The organism is Streptomyces sp. AN091965, assembly GCF_022698285.1.
GTDB lineage: Bacteria > Actinomycetota > Actinomycetes > Streptomycetales > Streptomycetaceae > Streptomyces.
Map to the genome: position 1 here is coordinate 9,474,579 of NZ_JALDMY010000001.1, position 15,394 is coordinate 9,489,972.

A 15,394-nucleotide genomic window follows, 5' to 3' on the forward strand; every position below is an offset into this window, starting at 1 on the left:
CGCGGTGTTGATGGCAAGGGGTGGGTCAGCGACGGACGCCGTCTGGGGTGCATCCGATCGGGGGGCCGGACATGCGCCGCTCCCTTCCACGCCACCGGACTTCGACCGAGACGGTACAGCGCTGGGCGCGCTCGCAACAGCAGTCACAGGCATGTGAAATTCCGCAGGACCGTCCCTCAACTCCCCGTCAGCGCTGGGGAAGCGCCGTTTCACGTCACGCGTGCGGGGCCCCCGTGGTGAGGGCGAGGACCGCGTCGAGCAGGGTGGCGGTCAGGTCGGGGAGCCGGTCGGGGGACTCGGACAGCAGGAACAGCCAGGCGAAGACGGGGCCGACCAGGAGGGCGTTGAGGGCGGCCGGGTCGGGGCGGGCGGCGAGTTCGCCGCGCGCGGCCGCGCGGTCCAGGATCTCCGTGAGGGTCCGGCGCTGGGCTCCCAGGTACTTCTCGTCGAACCGCTCGCGCAGGGCGGGATCGGCGTGGAGGTCGGCGAGCAGGCCGGGAACCGTCCCCCGCGGCGGAGCGGTCATGGCGTCCGCGACCTCGTCGAGCACGGCGGCCAGGTCGGCGCGGAGCGAACCGAGGTCGGGCGCCACGGCCAGGAACTGGTCCGGCAGCAGAACGTCGAAGATCATCTCTTGTTTGCTGGTGTGGCGTCGGTAGATCGCCGCCTTGCCCACCCCGGCGCGCGCGGCCACCTCCGCCATCGTGAGCCGCATGTACCCCACCTCGCCCAGCAGTTCGAGGACGGCGGGGGCGATGGCGTCGTCGACGCGGCTGTCCCGGGGGCGGCCCCCCGGGTTGCGAGCTTGCTTTCGAGCGGACATGAGCGCATCATACGGAACCAGTAGTAGCGATACCAATGGTTCCGGAACTAGCGGATCCATTTCCCCGGTGCGGGATGACCGGCGGCGCCATTGCCGCGTCCCCGTGCCACCGACAGGGCACACCGGCTCGGAAGGAACGACCGATGCGCATCCCGAAGGCCGCCCACACCGCACAGCCGTGGCGGATACACGAGTTCACTCAGGACTTCCGGATCGAGGACGTGTGGTCCTTCCGCACCCCCGACGCCGGTCCCGACGACTTCCCCGTGATGGTCAAGGCGCTGAAGACGGCGTACGACATCCGGGAGGAACCCGCAGCGGTCCGGTTCCTGTTCGCGGTGCGCTGGAAGCTCGGCGGTCTGCTCGGCTGGGACTCCGAGCGGGCGGGCGTGGGCGGCCGGGTCGCCTCGCTGCGCGACCGCCTCCCGGCCGACCTGGCCCGGACCGCGAGCGACGCCGTCCCCTGCACCGACCCGTTCTCCGAGGTGTACCAACTCGACAACGAGGCGGCCCGTGAACTGGGCAACAAGACCGTCCACGCCATCATGCACGTGGGCTGGGTGCGGACCGACGGGGGCGGCTACGAACTGCGCATGGCGGCCCTGGTCAAACCCAACGGACGGTTCGGGCGGATCTACATGGGCTTCATCCTCCCGTTCCGCTACCTCATCGTCTATCCGGTGCTGACCCGCCAATGGGAGCGCGCCTGGCTCGACCACGGCCGCCCCCACCGCCACGGCGAGGCCGCCGGCCCGGGCTGACGCGCGTCGCGGCCGCCCCCGGCAGGAGGGAGCTTCAGGCCTGGCGCTGCTCCAGGACCGTGGCCACGGTGTCCGCGTCCGCCGGCCGCTTGTCCTCGCGGTACCGCACGACCCGGGCGAACCGCAGCGTGACCCCGGCCGGATAGCGCGAGGACTTCTGCAGGCCGTCGTAGGCGATCTCCACGACCAGTTCGGGGCGGACGGTCACGACGAAACCGTCGTCGCTGACGGCCAGTTCCCGCAGGCGCTCGGTCTGCCAGGCGAGCATCGCGTCCGTCATGCCCTTGAAGGTCTTGCCGAGCATGGCGAACGTGCCGTCGGGGCGGCGGGCGCCCAGATGGAGGTTGGAGAGCTTGCCGGTGCGCCGCCCGTGTCCCCACTCGGCCGCCAGGACCACCAGGTCGAGGGTGTGCACGGGCTTGACCTTCAGCCACGAGGCGCCGCGGCGGCCCGCGCTGTAGGGGGCGCCCAGGCCCTTGAGGACGACGCCCTCGTGGCCGCGCGCGAGGGTGGCGGCGAAGAAGTCGTCGGCGGCGCGGCGTGCCGCCTCGTCGGCCGGGTCCTCGACGACGAGGCGGCGCACCCGCATCGGTGCGGGCACGAGCCGGGCGAGCACCTCGTGCCGCTCCCGCAGCGGGAGTTCGAGGAAGTCCTCACCATCGAGGGACAGCGCGTCGAAGAAGACCGGGGACAGCGGCAGTTCCGCCGCCGCGGCGGCCACGTCGAGACGGGAGCCGACGCGTCCGGCGATCTCCTGGAACGACCGGGGCCGCCCGGCCGCGTCGAGCGCGATGACCTCGCCGTCGAGGACGAACCGCGCACCCGGCAACGCGCCCGCGAGGGCCGTCAGCTCGGGCAGCCGGTCCGTGATGTCGTCCAGGGTGCGCGTGTAGACGCGTACGCCGTCGGCGTCGCGGTGCACCTGGACGCGGATGCCGTCCAGCTTCTCCTCGACCGCGCACGGCCCGAGCTTGTCGATCCCCTCGCCGACGGACGGCGCGCTGTGCGCGAGCATCGGCTGGACGGGGCGGCCGACGGTGAGCCGGAAGTCCGCGAGGGCGTCCGCCCCTCCTTCGAGCACCGCCCGGGCCACGGGGGTGAGGTCGCCCGCCAGCATCACGGCCCGCCGCACCTCGGCCGCCGGGGCTCCGGTGGCCCGCGCGAGCCCCTCCACGGCGACCGCGTCGAGCGCTCCCTGGCGTACTTCGCCGGTGAGCAGGCCGAACAACAGCTTCTGCTCGTCCGCCGTGGCCGCGCCCAGCAACTCCTGGACGAGGCGTCGCCGTTCCGCCTGCGCTCCGGCGCCCGCGACGGCGGCCAGCGCGGTGAGCGCCGCGTCCACGTCCGCCACCGCGAGCGTCGGCTCGGCCGCCGGGGCGACGGGATCCTTCAGCACGTTCCAGCCCACCCCGATCCGCCCCTGGGGGAGCCGTCCCGCCAGATAGGGGATGACCAACGGCACGTCGGCGGGCTCGGCGGCCCGGAACAGGTCGGACAACAGGGCGACCTTCCGCGACCGCGCCGCCGTCGCCGCCACCTCCTTGGACACCTCCGCGACCCTGGCGAACAGCATGCGGCCATCCTGCAACGCGGGGCCTGATCCCGCACGGCGGGACGCACGGCGTCGCGCCCCGGCCGGGCGGCCCGTAGCGGTACGCGCCCGGCGCTCGACCGAGCGCTCGGCCCGGCGCTCCGCCCAGTGCTCCGCTCAGTCCTCCTCGCGCTGCTCGACGATGCCGCGCACCACGTCCAGGTCGACCAAGTCCTGCGGGCGGAGCCGCAGTTCGTCCGCGAGGCCGGGCACGTCCGCGCGCGGACGCTTGAGGATGGCGGCCGCCGCCTCGGGCGCGATCACGGAGAAATAGCTGTCCGGGGCCGCCCAGGTGCGGCCGGGAGCGGCCAGGGCGAGCGCGCCGCCGGAGCCGCCCTCGCCGATGACCAGGCTGGTGACGGGGGTGCGCGCGGCGGCCACCGCCGCGAAGACGTCTGCGATCGCGGCGCCCGCTCCCGCCCGCTCCGCCTCGGCGTCGTTCGCGGCCCCGGGCGTGTCGATCAGGGTGAGCACCGGCACGCCGAGGCGGTCGGCGAGGCGGATGAGCCGGGCCGCCGTACGGTACCCGGCGGGACGCGTCGCCGTGCCGCACTGGGCCGCGTACGCGACCGTCCGGCCGTCCCGCAGCCCGAACCCGCACAGCAGGCCCGCGTCCGTACCGCCGCACCGGTCCCCGCTGATCTCCTCCCGCGCGGAGAAGTACGCGTCGAGGTAGGCCGCCGCGCGCGGCCGCTCCGGAGCGCGGGCCCGGAGCACGGCCTCCCAGCCCGTGCCGGACGGCTGCGGGTGCCCGAGGGCGCGCGGCGGCGCGACGGGCCCCCGCGCGGGCGAGGTGAGCAGCCGCAGCCAGCGCCCCAGGCGGGAGCGCAGCTGCTCCCGCGGCACGACCGCGTCGACGGCGCCCGCCGCCAGCTGGGCCTCGGCGGTGTACGCCGCCGGGTCCGCGTCCGGCGGCCGGACCCGGGAGCCCGCGAAACCCACCTGCGCGCCCGGCAGCGCGAGCACGACGTCGGCGCCCGCGCCCAGGGTCGCCCAGCCGCCCCCTGTCGTCGGGTCGCGCACCACGGCGATCTGCGGCAGCCCGGCCGCGCGGTTGAGCGCCGACTGGGCCGCCACGCGCTGGAGTTGGGACAGGGCCCGCATGCCCTCCTGCATCCGGCTGCCACCGGTCGCGACGAGCGTGACGAGCGGCAGCCGGTGCGCACGAGCCGCCGCGTACGCCGCCTCCAAGCGGTCGCCCGTCCGCTCGCCGAGCGAACCGCCCAGATAGCGGAACTCGAAGGAGACCAGGACAGCACGCACGCCCTCGACGACGGCCGTGCCGCACACCACGGACTCCCTCTCGCCGGTGCGCTCGTACGCCGCGGCGCGCGCGTCGTCGTACCCGGACCAGGAGAGCGGTCCGTCGGGCCGCACCGCGCTCGGCGGCTCCGGGAGTTCGGTGAAGTCGGCGGTGACGGAGGCGATGGCCTCGCGTGCGGAGAAGCGGTCGGCGGTCCGATGCGTATGAGGTGAGGACACGCCTCGTACTCCTACCCTGCTCCGTCCCGTTCCGTCGAGCACCGGCCGGTCGGTACGCCGCCGACATCTGGGCCGCACCAATCCGGCCGGGTGGCCGTGACGAACCCCCTGTGTCCATCCACACAATGGGACGAGGGAGTTAGTCCATGCAGCAGAACAACACCGCCACCAAGCCGGGCCGCAGGCGGGCCGGGAGGTTCGCCGTCGCCGTCGCCGCTGTTGGCGTCCTCGTGGGCGGCGGCATCGCCGCGGCGGGCTCGGCCAGCGCCTCCACCTTCTGCGGAGCGACGGGGGACGGGGGCTACGGGTGCGTGATCGACCAGGGGGACGGGACGTTCAAGATGGTCAACAGCAACGGGGACATCGTCTACAACTGGTGACGCCGCGCGTCTGACGCCTGGCGCCCGACCTGAGGACGGGCGGACCGCGACCGGCTTCCGCCGGTGTGGGTCCGCCCGTCCGTGCGTCTGCCGCGCCGGGCGCCTTCTAGGGGCGGTGGCAGATGTAGAGGGGGCCCGCCCAGTGCTCGCAGACCGGGCCGGTGGTGGGCGGCGGTGTCGGCTCGGGGGGAAGGGTGGGCTCGACCGGCGTCGGCGTCGGAGTCGGTGTGGGCTCCGGAGGCACGGTGGGCGTCGGGGTGGGTGTGGGTTCCGGCGGTTGCGTGGGGGTCGGCGTCGGCGTCGGCGTGGGTGTTGGCGTAGGCGACGGCGAGGGAGGCTCTGTCGGAGTCGGAGTCGGAGTCGGAGTCGGAGTCGGAGTCGGCTGAGGCGTCAGCGGAGGCGTTGGCGTTGGTGTCGGAGTCACCGGCGGGCGCGGGGGCTCCGGTCGCGTCACAGGCGGTACAGGCTGCGTCTGCGCGGGGCGCGCGGCCGGGGCCGGAGCCGGGACCTGGGGCTGCTCGGCAGGTCGGTCGGCAGGCTGCTCGGCGGGCCGCTCGGGCCGCGCCTGCGGAGGCACCGGGGCCTCGGGCCGCCCCGGTGCCGCGCCCCCGGGCGCGTTCGGCTTCGCCGCAGTACCCGGCCGGGGCTCGGGCACGGTGACGTCCGGCGCCCCGTCGGACGCCTTCTCCGGCTCGCCGCCCGGGGCGTCCGCGGGACGGGACGCCGCGCCGCTCTCCGCCGTCACTGCGCGGACGGGGGCCGCCGAGTGACCCGGGCCGCTCAGGACGAGGCCCGCTGCGACGGCGGCTCCCGCCACCGTCGTGCCGACGGCCCCGACGACGGCCACGGGCAGCTTGCCGCCCGCCGTGAGGGCGTGGCGCAGGCCGTGCAGCAGCCCGCCGGAACCGGGCGCGCTCCCGCCGGACGACGCGGCGGCCGCGGCACCGGCCCCGGCGCCCGCTCCGGCCGCGAGCGGCACCAGGAACTTGCCCGCGCCGCCGAGGACGAACAGAAGCAGCGCGGGTCCCACCAGGGCGGGCAGCCGGTGGTTGGCGCGGGTCAGCAGGGCGAGGCGGCCCCGGCAGTCGGGGCAGCCGCCGAGGTGGGCGATCAGCGTCTCGGACTGCCGGGGCGAGGCCTCGCCGCGTATGTGCGCGGGCATGCGGTCCCAGTGGGTCTCGCAGGCCGGTTTCTCGGGCGTACCGGGGTGGGCGCGCAGGAAGGCCTGGCGCATGCCCTCGCGGGCCCGGTGCAGCAGCACCGCCGTGGCGCCGCGGCCCGCGCCGATGCTGCGGCCGATCGCGTCGAGCGGCTGGCCCTCCGCCTCGGCGAGCCACAGCGCCTTCACCCAGCGCTCGGGCAGCTGGCCCAGGACCCGCGTCAGCAGGTCCACGGAGGACACCCGCGCCGCCGGGTCGCCCTCGCCGTCGGCGACGGTGGTGACGTCGACGACCTCGGGCGCCCACGGGGCCTGCGGGTCGTGCGGCGTCTCCTTCGCGGCGGCCCGACCCACCGACACCGCGAGGTGCCGCACGGTCGTCATGAGGTACGCCGCCACGTTCTCGATCTCGTGCCCGGCGGCCAGGCGCCGCCAGACGCGGAAGTGCGCCTCGGCGACCAGGTCGTCGGCGACCCAGGCGTTGCCGGTCAGGGAGCGCGCGTACGCGACGAGACGCGGATGCTCGGCTTCGTAGACGCGCGCGTACGCGGCGGTCGCCGCCCCGGACATGGCGGCGGCGAGCTCGGGCGGATCGCCGGCGGGGACCTCAGGGGGGACGTCGGCAGGGACGTCGGACATGACAGGACACTCCTGTCCCACTGCGGGGGTGGTGGGTGAGGTCGAAAGACTAGGTGAGAAATATCGGACATATCAGGGATAGGTGACGCAGGTCACAGTGAACGCTTCATGCACTTCCGTAATGAGGGCACCCGCTACCGGGTCGTAGGGGTAAGGAACCGGCAGAAGTGGAGCTCGACCATGGCCGTCACGCTCGAACAGTCCGCCCGCGCTCGTCTGGTCACCCCCGAGGGCCGAGAGCGTCCGATCTCCGTGACGTTGCGCTATGCGGCGAGCGATCCCCTGGCGGTGCAGGTGACCTTTCCGTCCGAGGTGTCCCTGGATGGCGCCGAGGTCACCTGGGTCTTCGCCCGCCGCCTGCTCGAGGACGGCCTGAGCGCCCCGGCGGGCACGGGGGACGTGCACGTCTGGCCGTGCGGGCGCGCGCGTACCGTCCTGGAGTTCCACGCCCCGCACGGCCTCGCGCTCGTGCAGTTCGACCGGGGTGCGCTGCGGCGCTTCCTCATGCGTACGTACGCCGTGGTGGGTACGGACGGCGAGGAGGTGGGTCTCGACCTGGACCGCGGTCTGACGAAGCTCCTCGGCGGAGTCTGAACCGGCTAATCCCTCTCTGGCTGCTGACGGACCCACTCCTAGGTGTAGGTTAGGCTTGCCTAACTCGATCACGCGTTGTTCCACGTGAAACGGGCGTATCAGGATCTCAGGGGAGGAGACCGGGGTGGGTCACGGCTGGGAAGGCGTCGTCCTCAAGCTGTTCCGAGGCAAGGACTTCCGGTTCACGGTGACCGGTGCCGAGGACGTGACGGAGCACTACCGTCGCCTGCACGTCAGCGACGGCGGCATGCTCGCGCAGACCGGGGTGCACCCGACGATGTGGGTGCGGCTGTGGTTCGACAACGCGGGCAAACCCCATCAGCGCGCCTACACCCTCGTCGACCCCGATCCCGAGGCGGGCACGTTCAGCCTGGAGTTCGCGCTGCACGACGGCTGCGCGAGCGAGTGGGCGCGCAAGGCCGGGCCCGGCGACACCATCGAGGCGACCGTGCAGGGCACCGGCTTCGACCTGCCGCAGCCCGAGCCGTCGCGGCTGCTCGTCATCGGCGACGCGGCGTCGCTGCCGGCGGTGAACTCCCTCATCGAAGCGATGCCGGGCATCCCCGCGACGATCTGGTTCGAGACGCAGCACGCCTCGGACCGCGAACTGCCCCTGGGCGTCGACCCGGCACTCCACGACGTGCACTGGATCGACCGGCAGACCTCAGGCGCCGCGCTGGTGCGGCAGGCCGAGGCGGGTCTCGCCGCGGCCGTCGAGAGCACCACCGACGCCTATGTGTGGATCACCTGCGACACGACGACCACCCGCACGCTCGCGGCGTACGTACGCAAGGAACTGGCGCTGCCCAAGAACCGCGTCCACGCGCTCGGTTACTGGCGGCCGGGGCGCGGCTGACGGCCGGGAAGCCTGGCGCCGCGCGGGCGCTCAGGGCCGCTCGGCCAGCTCCACGGCGACCCGCCGCCCGGAGTCCAGCGCCCGTACGCCCGCGTCGGCGACGGCTGCCGCCGCGTATCCGTCCCAGGCGCCGGGGCCCGTCAGCCGCCCTTCGACCGCCGCCCGCACCCAGGCGCTGACCTCGCGGTCGTAGGCGTCGGCGAAACGCACCAGATAGTCCTGCGCGATGTCCTGGCGCGCGCCGCCCCGGGACCGTACGACCATCGCGTGCTCGTCGCCGACGCGGGCGGTGCCGTGCTCGCACACCGCCTCGCACGTCACCTCGTAGCCGAAGCCGCAGTTGACGAAGACCTCCACGTCGACCAGGGCGCCGCCGTCCGTCTCGAAGAGCACCAACTGGGGGTCGAGCAGCCCGGCGGGCGCCCCCGACGACGGCCGGGGCCGGACCACGGTCACCGCCGTGATCTCCTGGCCGAGCAGCCAGCGCGCCGCGTCGATCTCGTGGGACACCGAACTGCCGATGAGCATCGCGGAGGTGAAGTGCGGGGGAGAGGACACGTTGCGGTGGCGGCAGTGCAGCATCAGCGGCCTGCCCAGGTCACCGGCGTCCAGCAGCGCCTTGAGCCGCCGGTACGCGGCGTCGTAGCGGCGCATGAACCCCACCTGGATCAGGGCGCGCCCGGCCCGTGCCTCCGCCTCGACGATCCGCAGCGCCGCACGCGGGTCCGGCGCGAGGGGCTTCTCGCACAGCACCGGCAGGCCCCGCGCGACGGCGGCGAGCAGCGCCTGTTCATGCGCGGCGTCCGGGGAGGCCACCACCACGGCCCGCACGTCCGGCCGGTGGAGGGCGTCGAGGGCGTCGGCGTGCACGCGCACGCCCGCGATCCCGGCCGCGGCCTGCTCGGCCCGCCCCGTGTCCGGGTCCGCGACCGCCACCACGCGTGCCCCGGCCGTCCGCGCGAGACGTCGCACGTGGTCGGCGCCCATGTGGCCCGCGCCCAGGACGGCCACCCCCAGCGGCTCGCTCACTCCACGAACTCCCCTCCCGTACCCGCCCGTCGGGCCACCGTAGCCGCACGCCGCCGCACGATCACCACGCACCCGGCGACGAGCACCGCCGCACCCGCCCCGACCAGGACGAGAGCGGGCCAGGCGGAGCCGTCGTCGGACTCCGCGTCCGGCTCCGGCGCGAACGCGGGCGCCGCCGCGGCGGCGTGCCGGGCCCGGTCCGGCGCCGTACGGGGCTTCGCGGGCAGCAGCGAGCCGACCGGCCGCACCCGGCCCGCCGCCGCGAAACCCCAGTCGAGCAGCCGCCTGGCCTCCTCGTACACGGCGTAGCCGCCGTTCTGAGGGTTCATCACGCTCACCACGAGCGTGCGCGCGCCCCGGTGGGCGGCGGCGATGAGGGTGTTCCCGGCCCGGGTGGTGTAGCCGTTCTTGACGCCGATCAGACCGGGGTAGCGGGCGACGCCGTCCGCGCCGGTGAGCAGCCGGTTGGTGTTCTGGATGGGGTACGACCAGCCGCCCGCGGGGAAGGAGGCGACCGCCGTCGAGCAGTAGCGGGCGAACTGCGGGTCCGCGAGGCCCGCCCTGCCGAACACCGCCAGGTCGTACGCCGAGGAGACCTGGCCCGTGGCGTCGTAGCCGTCCGGCGAGACCACCTGTGTGTCGCGGGCGCCGAGCGCCCGGGCCTTGGCGCGCATCTGCCGGATCGTGCGGTCCATGCCGCCGTTCATCGCAGCGAGCACGTGCACGGCGTCGTTGCCGGAGCTGAGGAACACCCCGCGCCACAGGTCGGCCACGCGGTAGCTGCGGCCCGCCGAGACGCCCACCAGGCTGCTGCCGCCGCCGACGCGGGCGAGTTCGGCCTCGGTGACCGTGTGCCGCGTGTCCGGGTGCAGCCGGGGCAGGGCCGCGAGGGCGAACAGCGACTTGAGGGTGGAGGCGGGCGGCAGGCGGCGGTGCGCGTCCCGGGCGGCGAGCACCTCGCCGGTGCGCGCGTCGGCCACCACCCAGGACAGGGCCGAGACCCCGGCGGGCAGCGGCGGCGCCGCCGATCCCGGCCGCACCTGTGTGCCGGGCCGGTCCAGGAGCGACGAGGTGTACGCGGGCTGCCGCACGGGCGGCGTGGGCTCGGCGCACGCGGCGGTGCCGGTGAGGCAGACCAACGCCCCGGTGGTGAGGGCCGACGTGCGAAGGAGCGAGCGGCGCAGGGCGGCCGACAGAAATCTGATGGTCATTCAGCCACCGTAGGAGCGGGCTCCGGACGGCGCAGATCGGCTTGGCCCGGCCGGGGGCATCGGGCGGCCGTACTCCGCCAGTCGGGCGGTGTGCACGGCCCGTGCGCCCGGTGGCGGCGCGGCCGGAAGTCGACGGCGGCGCGGCCGGCGGAGCTTCCGGGGGCCGGGGTAGAGGTCAGGCCTCGACGCTGGCGATGAGGTGGTCGATGACGTCCACGGGGCTTCCGCGCCGCCGGTACGCGGCGCGCTGGCGGTCGGCGCCGCTGCCGTCGGCCTGGAGCCGGGACCAGGCGGCCCGCACCAGCGGGACGTCACCGTGGCGTTCGAGGGCGGGCCGTGCCCGGCTCAACAGGCTGACGGCCTGGGTGGCCGCGGGGGCCAGGCGCCTGGTGGACAGGTCGATGCCCGCCCCGCCGAGCCCGTCGCGCGCGGCCCGCCAGCAGGCGGCCCGCAGCAGCTCCGGCGGCGGGCGGAGCGGGGGCACCCCGGCCTCGATGGCCCGCAGCGCGTCGCAGGCCAGCGCCCTGACGACACCGGCCAGCAGGACCACGTCGCTCACGGTGGACACCGCGTCCGCGACCCTGACCTCCACCGTGGGCACGTGGTGCGAGGGCCGGATGTCCCAGTACAGGCCGCCTCGGTCCAGGAGCGTGTCGGTGGCCACCAGGTCGTCCACGAGGTCCTCGAAGTGGCTCTGGGACTCGAAGTACGGCGGCGGCCCCGACACCGGCCAGCGCCCCCAGACCAAGGTGCGCCAGCTGGCGTACCCGGTGTCCTCCCCGTACCAGTACGGGGAGTTGGCCGCGAGCGCCACGAGCGCGGGGAGCCACGGACGCAGGTGGTTGCTCACGCGCAGCGCGGTGTGCAGATCCGGAATGCCCACGTGGATGTGGCAGGCGCAGGTGCTCTGCTCGTAGTCCAGGGCACGGAACCGCGCGAGGCTCTTCACATAGCGCGGCGTGCTGGTGAACGCCGGTGGCACGGGGTGCCCGAGGACCGGGGTGCCGCTGGAGATGAGCCGCAGCCCCTGCCGGGCCGCGGCCCGTGCGATGCCGCCGCGCGTGGCCCGGATCTGGTCGGCCAGCTCGGCCAGCTCGGTGTGCGGGTCGGTGCGCCCCTCGACCTGATAGCGCGTGATCTCCGTGGTGACCCGGTCCTTGAGCTCCCCGACGGCGTCGGCCACGACCTTGTCGGCGCTGGGGCTCAGCTCCCGGGTGACCGGATCGACCAGCAGGTATTCCTCCTCGACCCCCACCGTGACGATCGCCGCCGACCCTGCCGTGTCCCCGGGGTTTCCCATAGGGGCCATGGTGACACCCGGAGGAAAGCCTGGATCTGACGGAATATCGCCAATTACGCCGTACGGAGTGAGGGCCCCGGTCGGCACGTCCCCGGGGCCCTCGCTCCCTGTCAGCCGTCGGCCGTGGCCCGGAAGCGGGCGGTGGTCGCGTCCCCGTCGCAGCGGCGCAGCCCGGCCTTCTCCAGGACGCGGACCGACGCCGCGTTGGACAGCTCCACGGTCGCGTACACGGCGTGGACGTCGGGGGAGCTCAGGGCGAACTCGACGACGGCGCGGGTGGCTTCCGGCGCGTAGCCCCGGCCCCGGCGGGACGGCACCACGCCGTAACCGACCTCCAGGACGCCTTCGGCGGGCGGCCAGAACAGGCCGATCGAGCCGACGGCGAGACCGCTGCCGCGCTCGACGATCAACCGGTGGCCGTACGCGTGCAGGCCCTCGGGGTGGTCGGTGAGGAACCCCGCGATGACGCCGTCGCCCTCGGCGGGGAAGTCCTCCGCCCAGTCCGCAAGGCGTGTGCCGGCCACGACGGCAGTGAGCTCGGCGGACGACCAGGCGCGCAGCACGAGCCGGTCAGTGGCCAGGTCCGCCCCCGTCAGCGAGAAGGACGCGAAGGCGGGAGAGGGAGAAGCCGGAGAGGAATCAGAGGAGAGCGGAGAAGAGGAGAAAGACACGTGAGACTCCTGGTCGTTCGGACGACCGGGCCGCTCACTGTCCTTGCGCGGCCCGGACTTGGGCATGCCGATGAAGGGCCTGGCAGGCCATATTCATCAACCTCCCTCGTCGGAACGGCAGTCGCGGGCGGGCGCGGAGGCCGCGCCTGCCGGACGATCGTAACAAGGGGGCTCGGTGGCCGGTGCCGGGACGGGAGGCAGCGGCTGAGCGGGCTCGCGCAGGGGGCGCAGGAGCAGCCAGCCGATGGCGGGCAGCACGATCAGCGGCGCCAGGGCGGTGCGCAGGGACGTGGCGTCGGCGAGGGTGCCGATGAGCGGACTGGCGACGCCGCCGACGCTGACGGTCAGGCCCAGCGTCACCCCGCTCGCGGTGCCGACGCGGCTCGGCAGATAGTCCTGGCCGAGGGTGACGTGCAGGGAGAAGGGCACGTACAGGCCCGCCGACGTGAGCGCCACGCACACGTAGAGCAGGGGCCCGGGGATCAGGACGACACCGGCGACGGCGAGCACGCTCACGGCGTACGACCACCGCACCACCGTGACGCGGCTGTGGCGGGTGGCGAGGCGGCCGCCGATCACCGTGCCGACGGCCCCGCCGATGTAGAGCACGAACAGACCCGCCGTTCCGGCGACTTCACCGCCGCCGACGCGCTCGCGCACGTACAGCGCGATGAACGCGCTCAGCCCGACGAACACGATCGAGCGGCACACGATCGCGCCGGAGAGGCGGAGGAACGAGGCCCAGTCGTCGGCGCCGGTGCCCTTGGCCGCGCGGGCGGCCGCCGCCGTGGCCGCGAGGGGTGCCTTGACCTCGCGCAGCGCTGCCGCGCACAGGGCCGCACCGGCGAGCGCGGGGACGACCAGGAGCGGCGAGGCCCGCAGCCCGCCGGTGGCGATGACGGCGGCGACGAGCAGCGGGGCCGTGGCGAAGCCGATGTTGCCGCCGAGGGAGAACCAGCCCATCGCCGTGTGGCTGCCACGGCTGGCGACGCGCGCCACCCGCGCGGCCTCGGGGTGGTAGGCGGCGACACCGACGCCGGACACGGCGACCACCACCAGCGTGAGGGCGTACGAGTCGAAGACGCCGCTGAGCGCGACACCGGCACCGCCGACGACCGTGCTCACCGGCAGCAGCCACGGCATCGCCCACCGGTCGGTGAGCGCCCCGAACAGCGGCTGCACCACCGACGACAGGAGCGACGCGGCCAGGACGATGCCGGAGGCCGCGGCGTAGGTGTACGCCCGCTCGGACACGAAGTACGGGACCAGGGCGGCCACGGCCCCCTGGTAGACGTCCACACAGGTGTGGCCGAGGGACATCAGGGTCAGGGGCCTGTTGCGAGGTGAGGGCTTGGACACGGACCGATCGTCGCCCCGCCGCGCCCTGTCGGGCTTCCGATAAAATGCCAAGGTCTGCCGATTTCCCGCCACCCTGGCGAACGCCGTACGGAGAGGCTGCCCGCATGCCGGAAGGTGAAGCCCTGCCGGAACAGGAACCCGTCCGCTACACCCCCGTGGCCCCGACGCACGTCAGGGTCCTCGCCCCGGGGGACCGCATCGACGCGCACCGGCACGACGACCACCAGATCGCCTACGCGGGCTCCGGGGTCGTCGCCGTCACCACGGACGCCGGTACGTGGTACGCGCCCGGCACCCGCGCCATCTGGGTCCCCGCGGGCACCGTCCACTCCCACCGGGCCTACGGCCACCTGGAGATGTACTTCGTCGGCCTGCCCGCCGACGACAACCCGCTGCACCTGGACGAGCCGACGGTCCTCGCCGTCAGCCCGCTGCTGCGCGAGCTGATCATCGAGTACGCCCGCGGGCCCAAGGACGGCAGCGCGGAGCGCCGTCGGCTGCGCGCGGTCCTGCGTGACCAGCTGCGCGCGTCCCCGCAGCAGCCGGTGCGGCTGCCCACGCCATCGGACCCGCGTCTCGCGGCGGTCTGTGCGCTCGTCCACGGCGACCCCGCCGATCCGCGCACCCTCGCCGAGCTCGGCGCCGCGACCGGGGTCGGCGAGCGCACCCTCAGCCGCCTCTTCCGCGCCGAGCTCGGCATGACCTTCCCGCAGTGGCGCACGCAGTCACGGCTCTACCACGCGCTGCGGATGCTCGGCGACGACCTGCCCGTCACCGCCGTCGCGCACCGCTGCGGCTGGTCCTCGACGAGCGCGTTCATCGACGTCTTCCGACGCTCGTTCGGCTATACGCCGGGCACCCACCAGCGGCGCGCCTGAGCCGCGCGCACCGGTCTACCGCACCGTACGCCCCGCTTGTGGGGGATCGCGACACACCGAGCGGATCAACAAACCTGGGGGTACCACGGCCCGCGTGCCACCGTTCCGTTGGCCGCAGCCCGCGGACTCGCGGGCCTCAGAACGAAGGGTCGGCACACGCATGGTGAAGACGATGAGGACGAGGCTCTCCGCGCTGTTCGTCGCGGTGGCCGCCACGGCTGTCACGGCGGCTCCGGTCTCCACGGCCCACGCGGCCGAGGGGTACGACCGGTGCCCCGCCGGCTTCTACTGCATGTTCTCGGGTCTCGACGGGACCGGCGAGATGATCAAGCTCAGCGGGAACACCCCGGACCTCGCCCCGCTCGGCATGGACGACCACGCCAAGTCGGACTGGAACCGGACGCCGTCGACCATCTACCTCTGGTCCGAAGCGAACTACTCCGGCTGCACGGCCGTGACCTCCTCGGGTCCGACCGGCAAGGGCAACTTCTTCCCCGCCTATCGGGACTTCTTCAGCTCGGTGCAGTTCGACGGCCTGGGCGGCCCGAGCTGCGGGACGCCGCCCGGCGAGGACGGCTAGCCTGCCGGGGCCTTCCAGGGCGGGGACGCCGGGGCTTCGGGGGCGGAGGCCCGGGGTGCGACCGGCGGTTCTAGGATGCCG

15 protein-coding genes are annotated in these 15,394 nt (G+C 74.4%); 6 read left to right on the forward strand and 9 right to left on the reverse strand.

Annotation, left to right across the window (positions count from 1 at the left end; translation table 11 throughout):
- Window positions 1–214: 214 nt before the first annotated feature.
- Window positions 215–823 (reverse strand): TetR/AcrR family transcriptional regulator, encoded by a 609-nt coding sequence (locus MQV74_RS39060; protein WP_242728240.1) that lies wholly within the window; start codon window positions 821–823, stop codon window positions 215–217.
- A gap of 143 nt (window positions 824–966) precedes the next feature.
- On the opposite strand from MQV74_RS39060, the gene MQV74_RS39065 reads away from it, so the two are divergent.
- Window positions 967–1,584 carry a DUF2867 domain-containing protein gene (locus MQV74_RS39065; RefSeq protein ID WP_242728241.1) on the forward strand — a complete coding sequence of 206 codons (618 nt, stop codon included), beginning with the start codon at window positions 967–969 and terminating at the stop codon, window positions 1,582–1,584.
- A gap of 34 nt (window positions 1,585–1,618) precedes the next feature.
- Here the strand turns inward: MQV74_RS39065 and MQV74_RS39070 are convergent, their stop codons facing one another.
- A complete protein-coding gene (locus MQV74_RS39070; protein WP_242728242.1) occupies window positions 1,619–3,157 on the reverse strand; it encodes an ATP-dependent DNA ligase in 1,539 nt (512 codons plus the stop codon).
- Window positions 3,158–3,292: 135 nt separating this feature from the next.
- Entirely contained in the window at window positions 3,293–4,657 is a 1,365-nt protein-coding gene (locus MQV74_RS39075; RefSeq protein ID WP_242728243.1) for a carboxyl transferase domain-containing protein, read from the reverse strand.
- A 146-nt stretch (window positions 4,658–4,803) separates the two neighbouring features.
- Here MQV74_RS39075 and MQV74_RS39080 point away from each other — a divergent pair, with 146 nt between their 5' ends.
- Window positions 4,804–5,037, forward strand: a complete 234-nt coding sequence (locus MQV74_RS39080; RefSeq protein ID WP_242728244.1) for a hypothetical protein — start codon at window positions 4,804–4,806, stop codon at window positions 5,035–5,037.
- 106 nt (window positions 5,038–5,143) lie between these two features.
- Here the strand turns inward: MQV74_RS39080 and MQV74_RS39085 are convergent, their stop codons facing one another.
- Complete coding sequence (locus MQV74_RS39085; protein ID WP_242728245.1) at window positions 5,144–6,835, reverse strand: sigma factor; 1,692 nt, start codon at window positions 6,833–6,835, stop codon at window positions 5,144–5,146.
- Window positions 6,836–7,015: 180 nt separating this feature from the next.
- Here MQV74_RS39085 and MQV74_RS39090 point away from each other — a divergent pair, with 180 nt between their 5' ends.
- A complete protein-coding gene (locus MQV74_RS39090; RefSeq protein WP_242728246.1) occupies window positions 7,016–7,429 on the forward strand; it encodes an SsgA family sporulation/cell division regulator in 414 nt (137 codons plus the stop codon).
- A 124-nt stretch (window positions 7,430–7,553) separates the two neighbouring features.
- The gene (locus MQV74_RS39095; protein WP_242728247.1) at window positions 7,554–8,285 is read left to right on the forward strand and encodes a siderophore-interacting protein; all 732 of its coding nucleotides are present in this window, start codon (window positions 7,554–7,556) and stop codon (window positions 8,283–8,285) included.
- 30 nt (window positions 8,286–8,315) lie between these two features.
- Here the strand turns inward: MQV74_RS39095 and MQV74_RS39100 are convergent, their stop codons facing one another.
- From MQV74_RS39100 to MQV74_RS39120, 5 genes are all read right to left on the reverse strand, one after another.
- A complete protein-coding gene (locus MQV74_RS39100; RefSeq protein WP_242728248.1) occupies window positions 8,316–9,314 on the reverse strand; it encodes a Gfo/Idh/MocA family protein in 999 nt (332 codons plus the stop codon).
- Complete coding sequence (locus MQV74_RS39105) at window positions 9,311–10,525, reverse strand: D-alanyl-D-alanine carboxypeptidase family protein (protein WP_242728249.1); 1,215 nt, start codon at window positions 10,523–10,525, stop codon at window positions 9,311–9,313. The genes MQV74_RS39100 and MQV74_RS39105 overlap by 4 nt, the downstream gene beginning before the upstream one ends.
- Window positions 10,526–10,700: 175 nt before the next feature.
- Window positions 10,701–11,825: a carboxylate-amine ligase gene (locus tag MQV74_RS39110; protein WP_242728250.1), complete on the reverse strand. Its 1,125-nt coding sequence runs from the start codon at window positions 11,823–11,825 to the stop codon at window positions 10,701–10,703.
- Window positions 11,826–11,935: 110 nt separating this feature from the next.
- On the reverse strand, window positions 11,936–12,421 hold the full coding sequence (locus MQV74_RS39115) for a GNAT family N-acetyltransferase (RefSeq protein WP_242729378.1): 486 nt from the start codon (window positions 12,419–12,421) through the stop codon (window positions 11,936–11,938).
- 171 nt (window positions 12,422–12,592) lie between these two features.
- Complete coding sequence (locus tag MQV74_RS39120; protein WP_242729379.1) at window positions 12,593–13,816, reverse strand: MFS transporter; 1,224 nt, start codon at window positions 13,814–13,816, stop codon at window positions 12,593–12,595.
- Between the two features lie 143 nt (window positions 13,817–13,959).
- Between MQV74_RS39120 and MQV74_RS39125 the strand changes: the two genes are divergently transcribed.
- On the forward strand, window positions 13,960–14,733 hold the full coding sequence (locus tag MQV74_RS39125) for an AraC family transcriptional regulator (RefSeq protein WP_242728251.1): 774 nt from the start codon (window positions 13,960–13,962) through the stop codon (window positions 14,731–14,733).
- Window positions 14,734–14,905: 172 nt separating this feature from the next.
- Entirely contained in the window at window positions 14,906–15,313 is a 408-nt protein-coding gene (locus MQV74_RS39130) for a peptidase inhibitor family I36 protein (protein WP_242728252.1), read from the forward strand.
- Window positions 15,314–15,394 lie beyond the last annotated feature (81 nt).

What these genes read in the sequence shown, in the direction of transcription:
- MQV74_RS39070 (WP_242728242.1), bottom strand. Translation starts at nt 3,157, where the DNA reads ATGCTGTTCGCCAGGGTCGCGGAGGTGTCCAAGGAGGTGGCGGCGACG.
- MQV74_RS39110 (WP_242728250.1), bottom strand. Translation starts at nt 11,825, where the DNA reads ATGGGAAACCCCGGGGACACGGCAGGGTCGGCGGCGATCGTCACGGTG.
- MQV74_RS39065 (WP_242728241.1), top strand. Translation starts at nt 967, where the DNA reads ATGCGCATCCCGAAGGCCGCCCACACCGCACAGCCGTGGCGGATACAC.
- MQV74_RS39130 (WP_242728252.1), top strand. Translation starts at nt 14,906, where the DNA reads ATGAGGACGAGGCTCTCCGCGCTGTTCGTCGCGGTGGCCGCCACGGCT.
- MQV74_RS39085 (WP_242728245.1), bottom strand. Translation starts at nt 6,835, where the DNA reads ATGTCCGACGTCCCTGCCGACGTCCCCCCTGAGGTCCCCGCCGGCGAT.
- MQV74_RS39080 (WP_242728244.1), top strand. Translation starts at nt 4,804, where the DNA reads ATGCAGCAGAACAACACCGCCACCAAGCCGGGCCGCAGGCGGGCCGGG.
- MQV74_RS39120 (WP_242729379.1), bottom strand. Translation starts at nt 13,816, where the DNA reads ATGTCCCTCGGCCACACCTGTGTGGACGTCTACCAGGGGGCCGTGGCC.
- MQV74_RS39060 (WP_242728240.1), bottom strand. Translation starts at nt 823, where the DNA reads ATGTCCGCTCGAAAGCAAGCTCGCAACCCGGGGGGCCGCCCCCGGGAC.
- MQV74_RS39105 (WP_242728249.1), bottom strand. Translation starts at nt 10,525, where the DNA reads ATGACCATCAGATTTCTGTCGGCCGCCCTGCGCCGCTCGCTCCTTCGC.
- MQV74_RS39090 (WP_242728246.1), top strand. Translation starts at nt 7,016, where the DNA reads ATGGCCGTCACGCTCGAACAGTCCGCCCGCGCTCGTCTGGTCACCCCC.
- MQV74_RS39125 (WP_242728251.1), top strand. Translation starts at nt 13,960, where the DNA reads ATGCCGGAAGGTGAAGCCCTGCCGGAACAGGAACCCGTCCGCTACACC.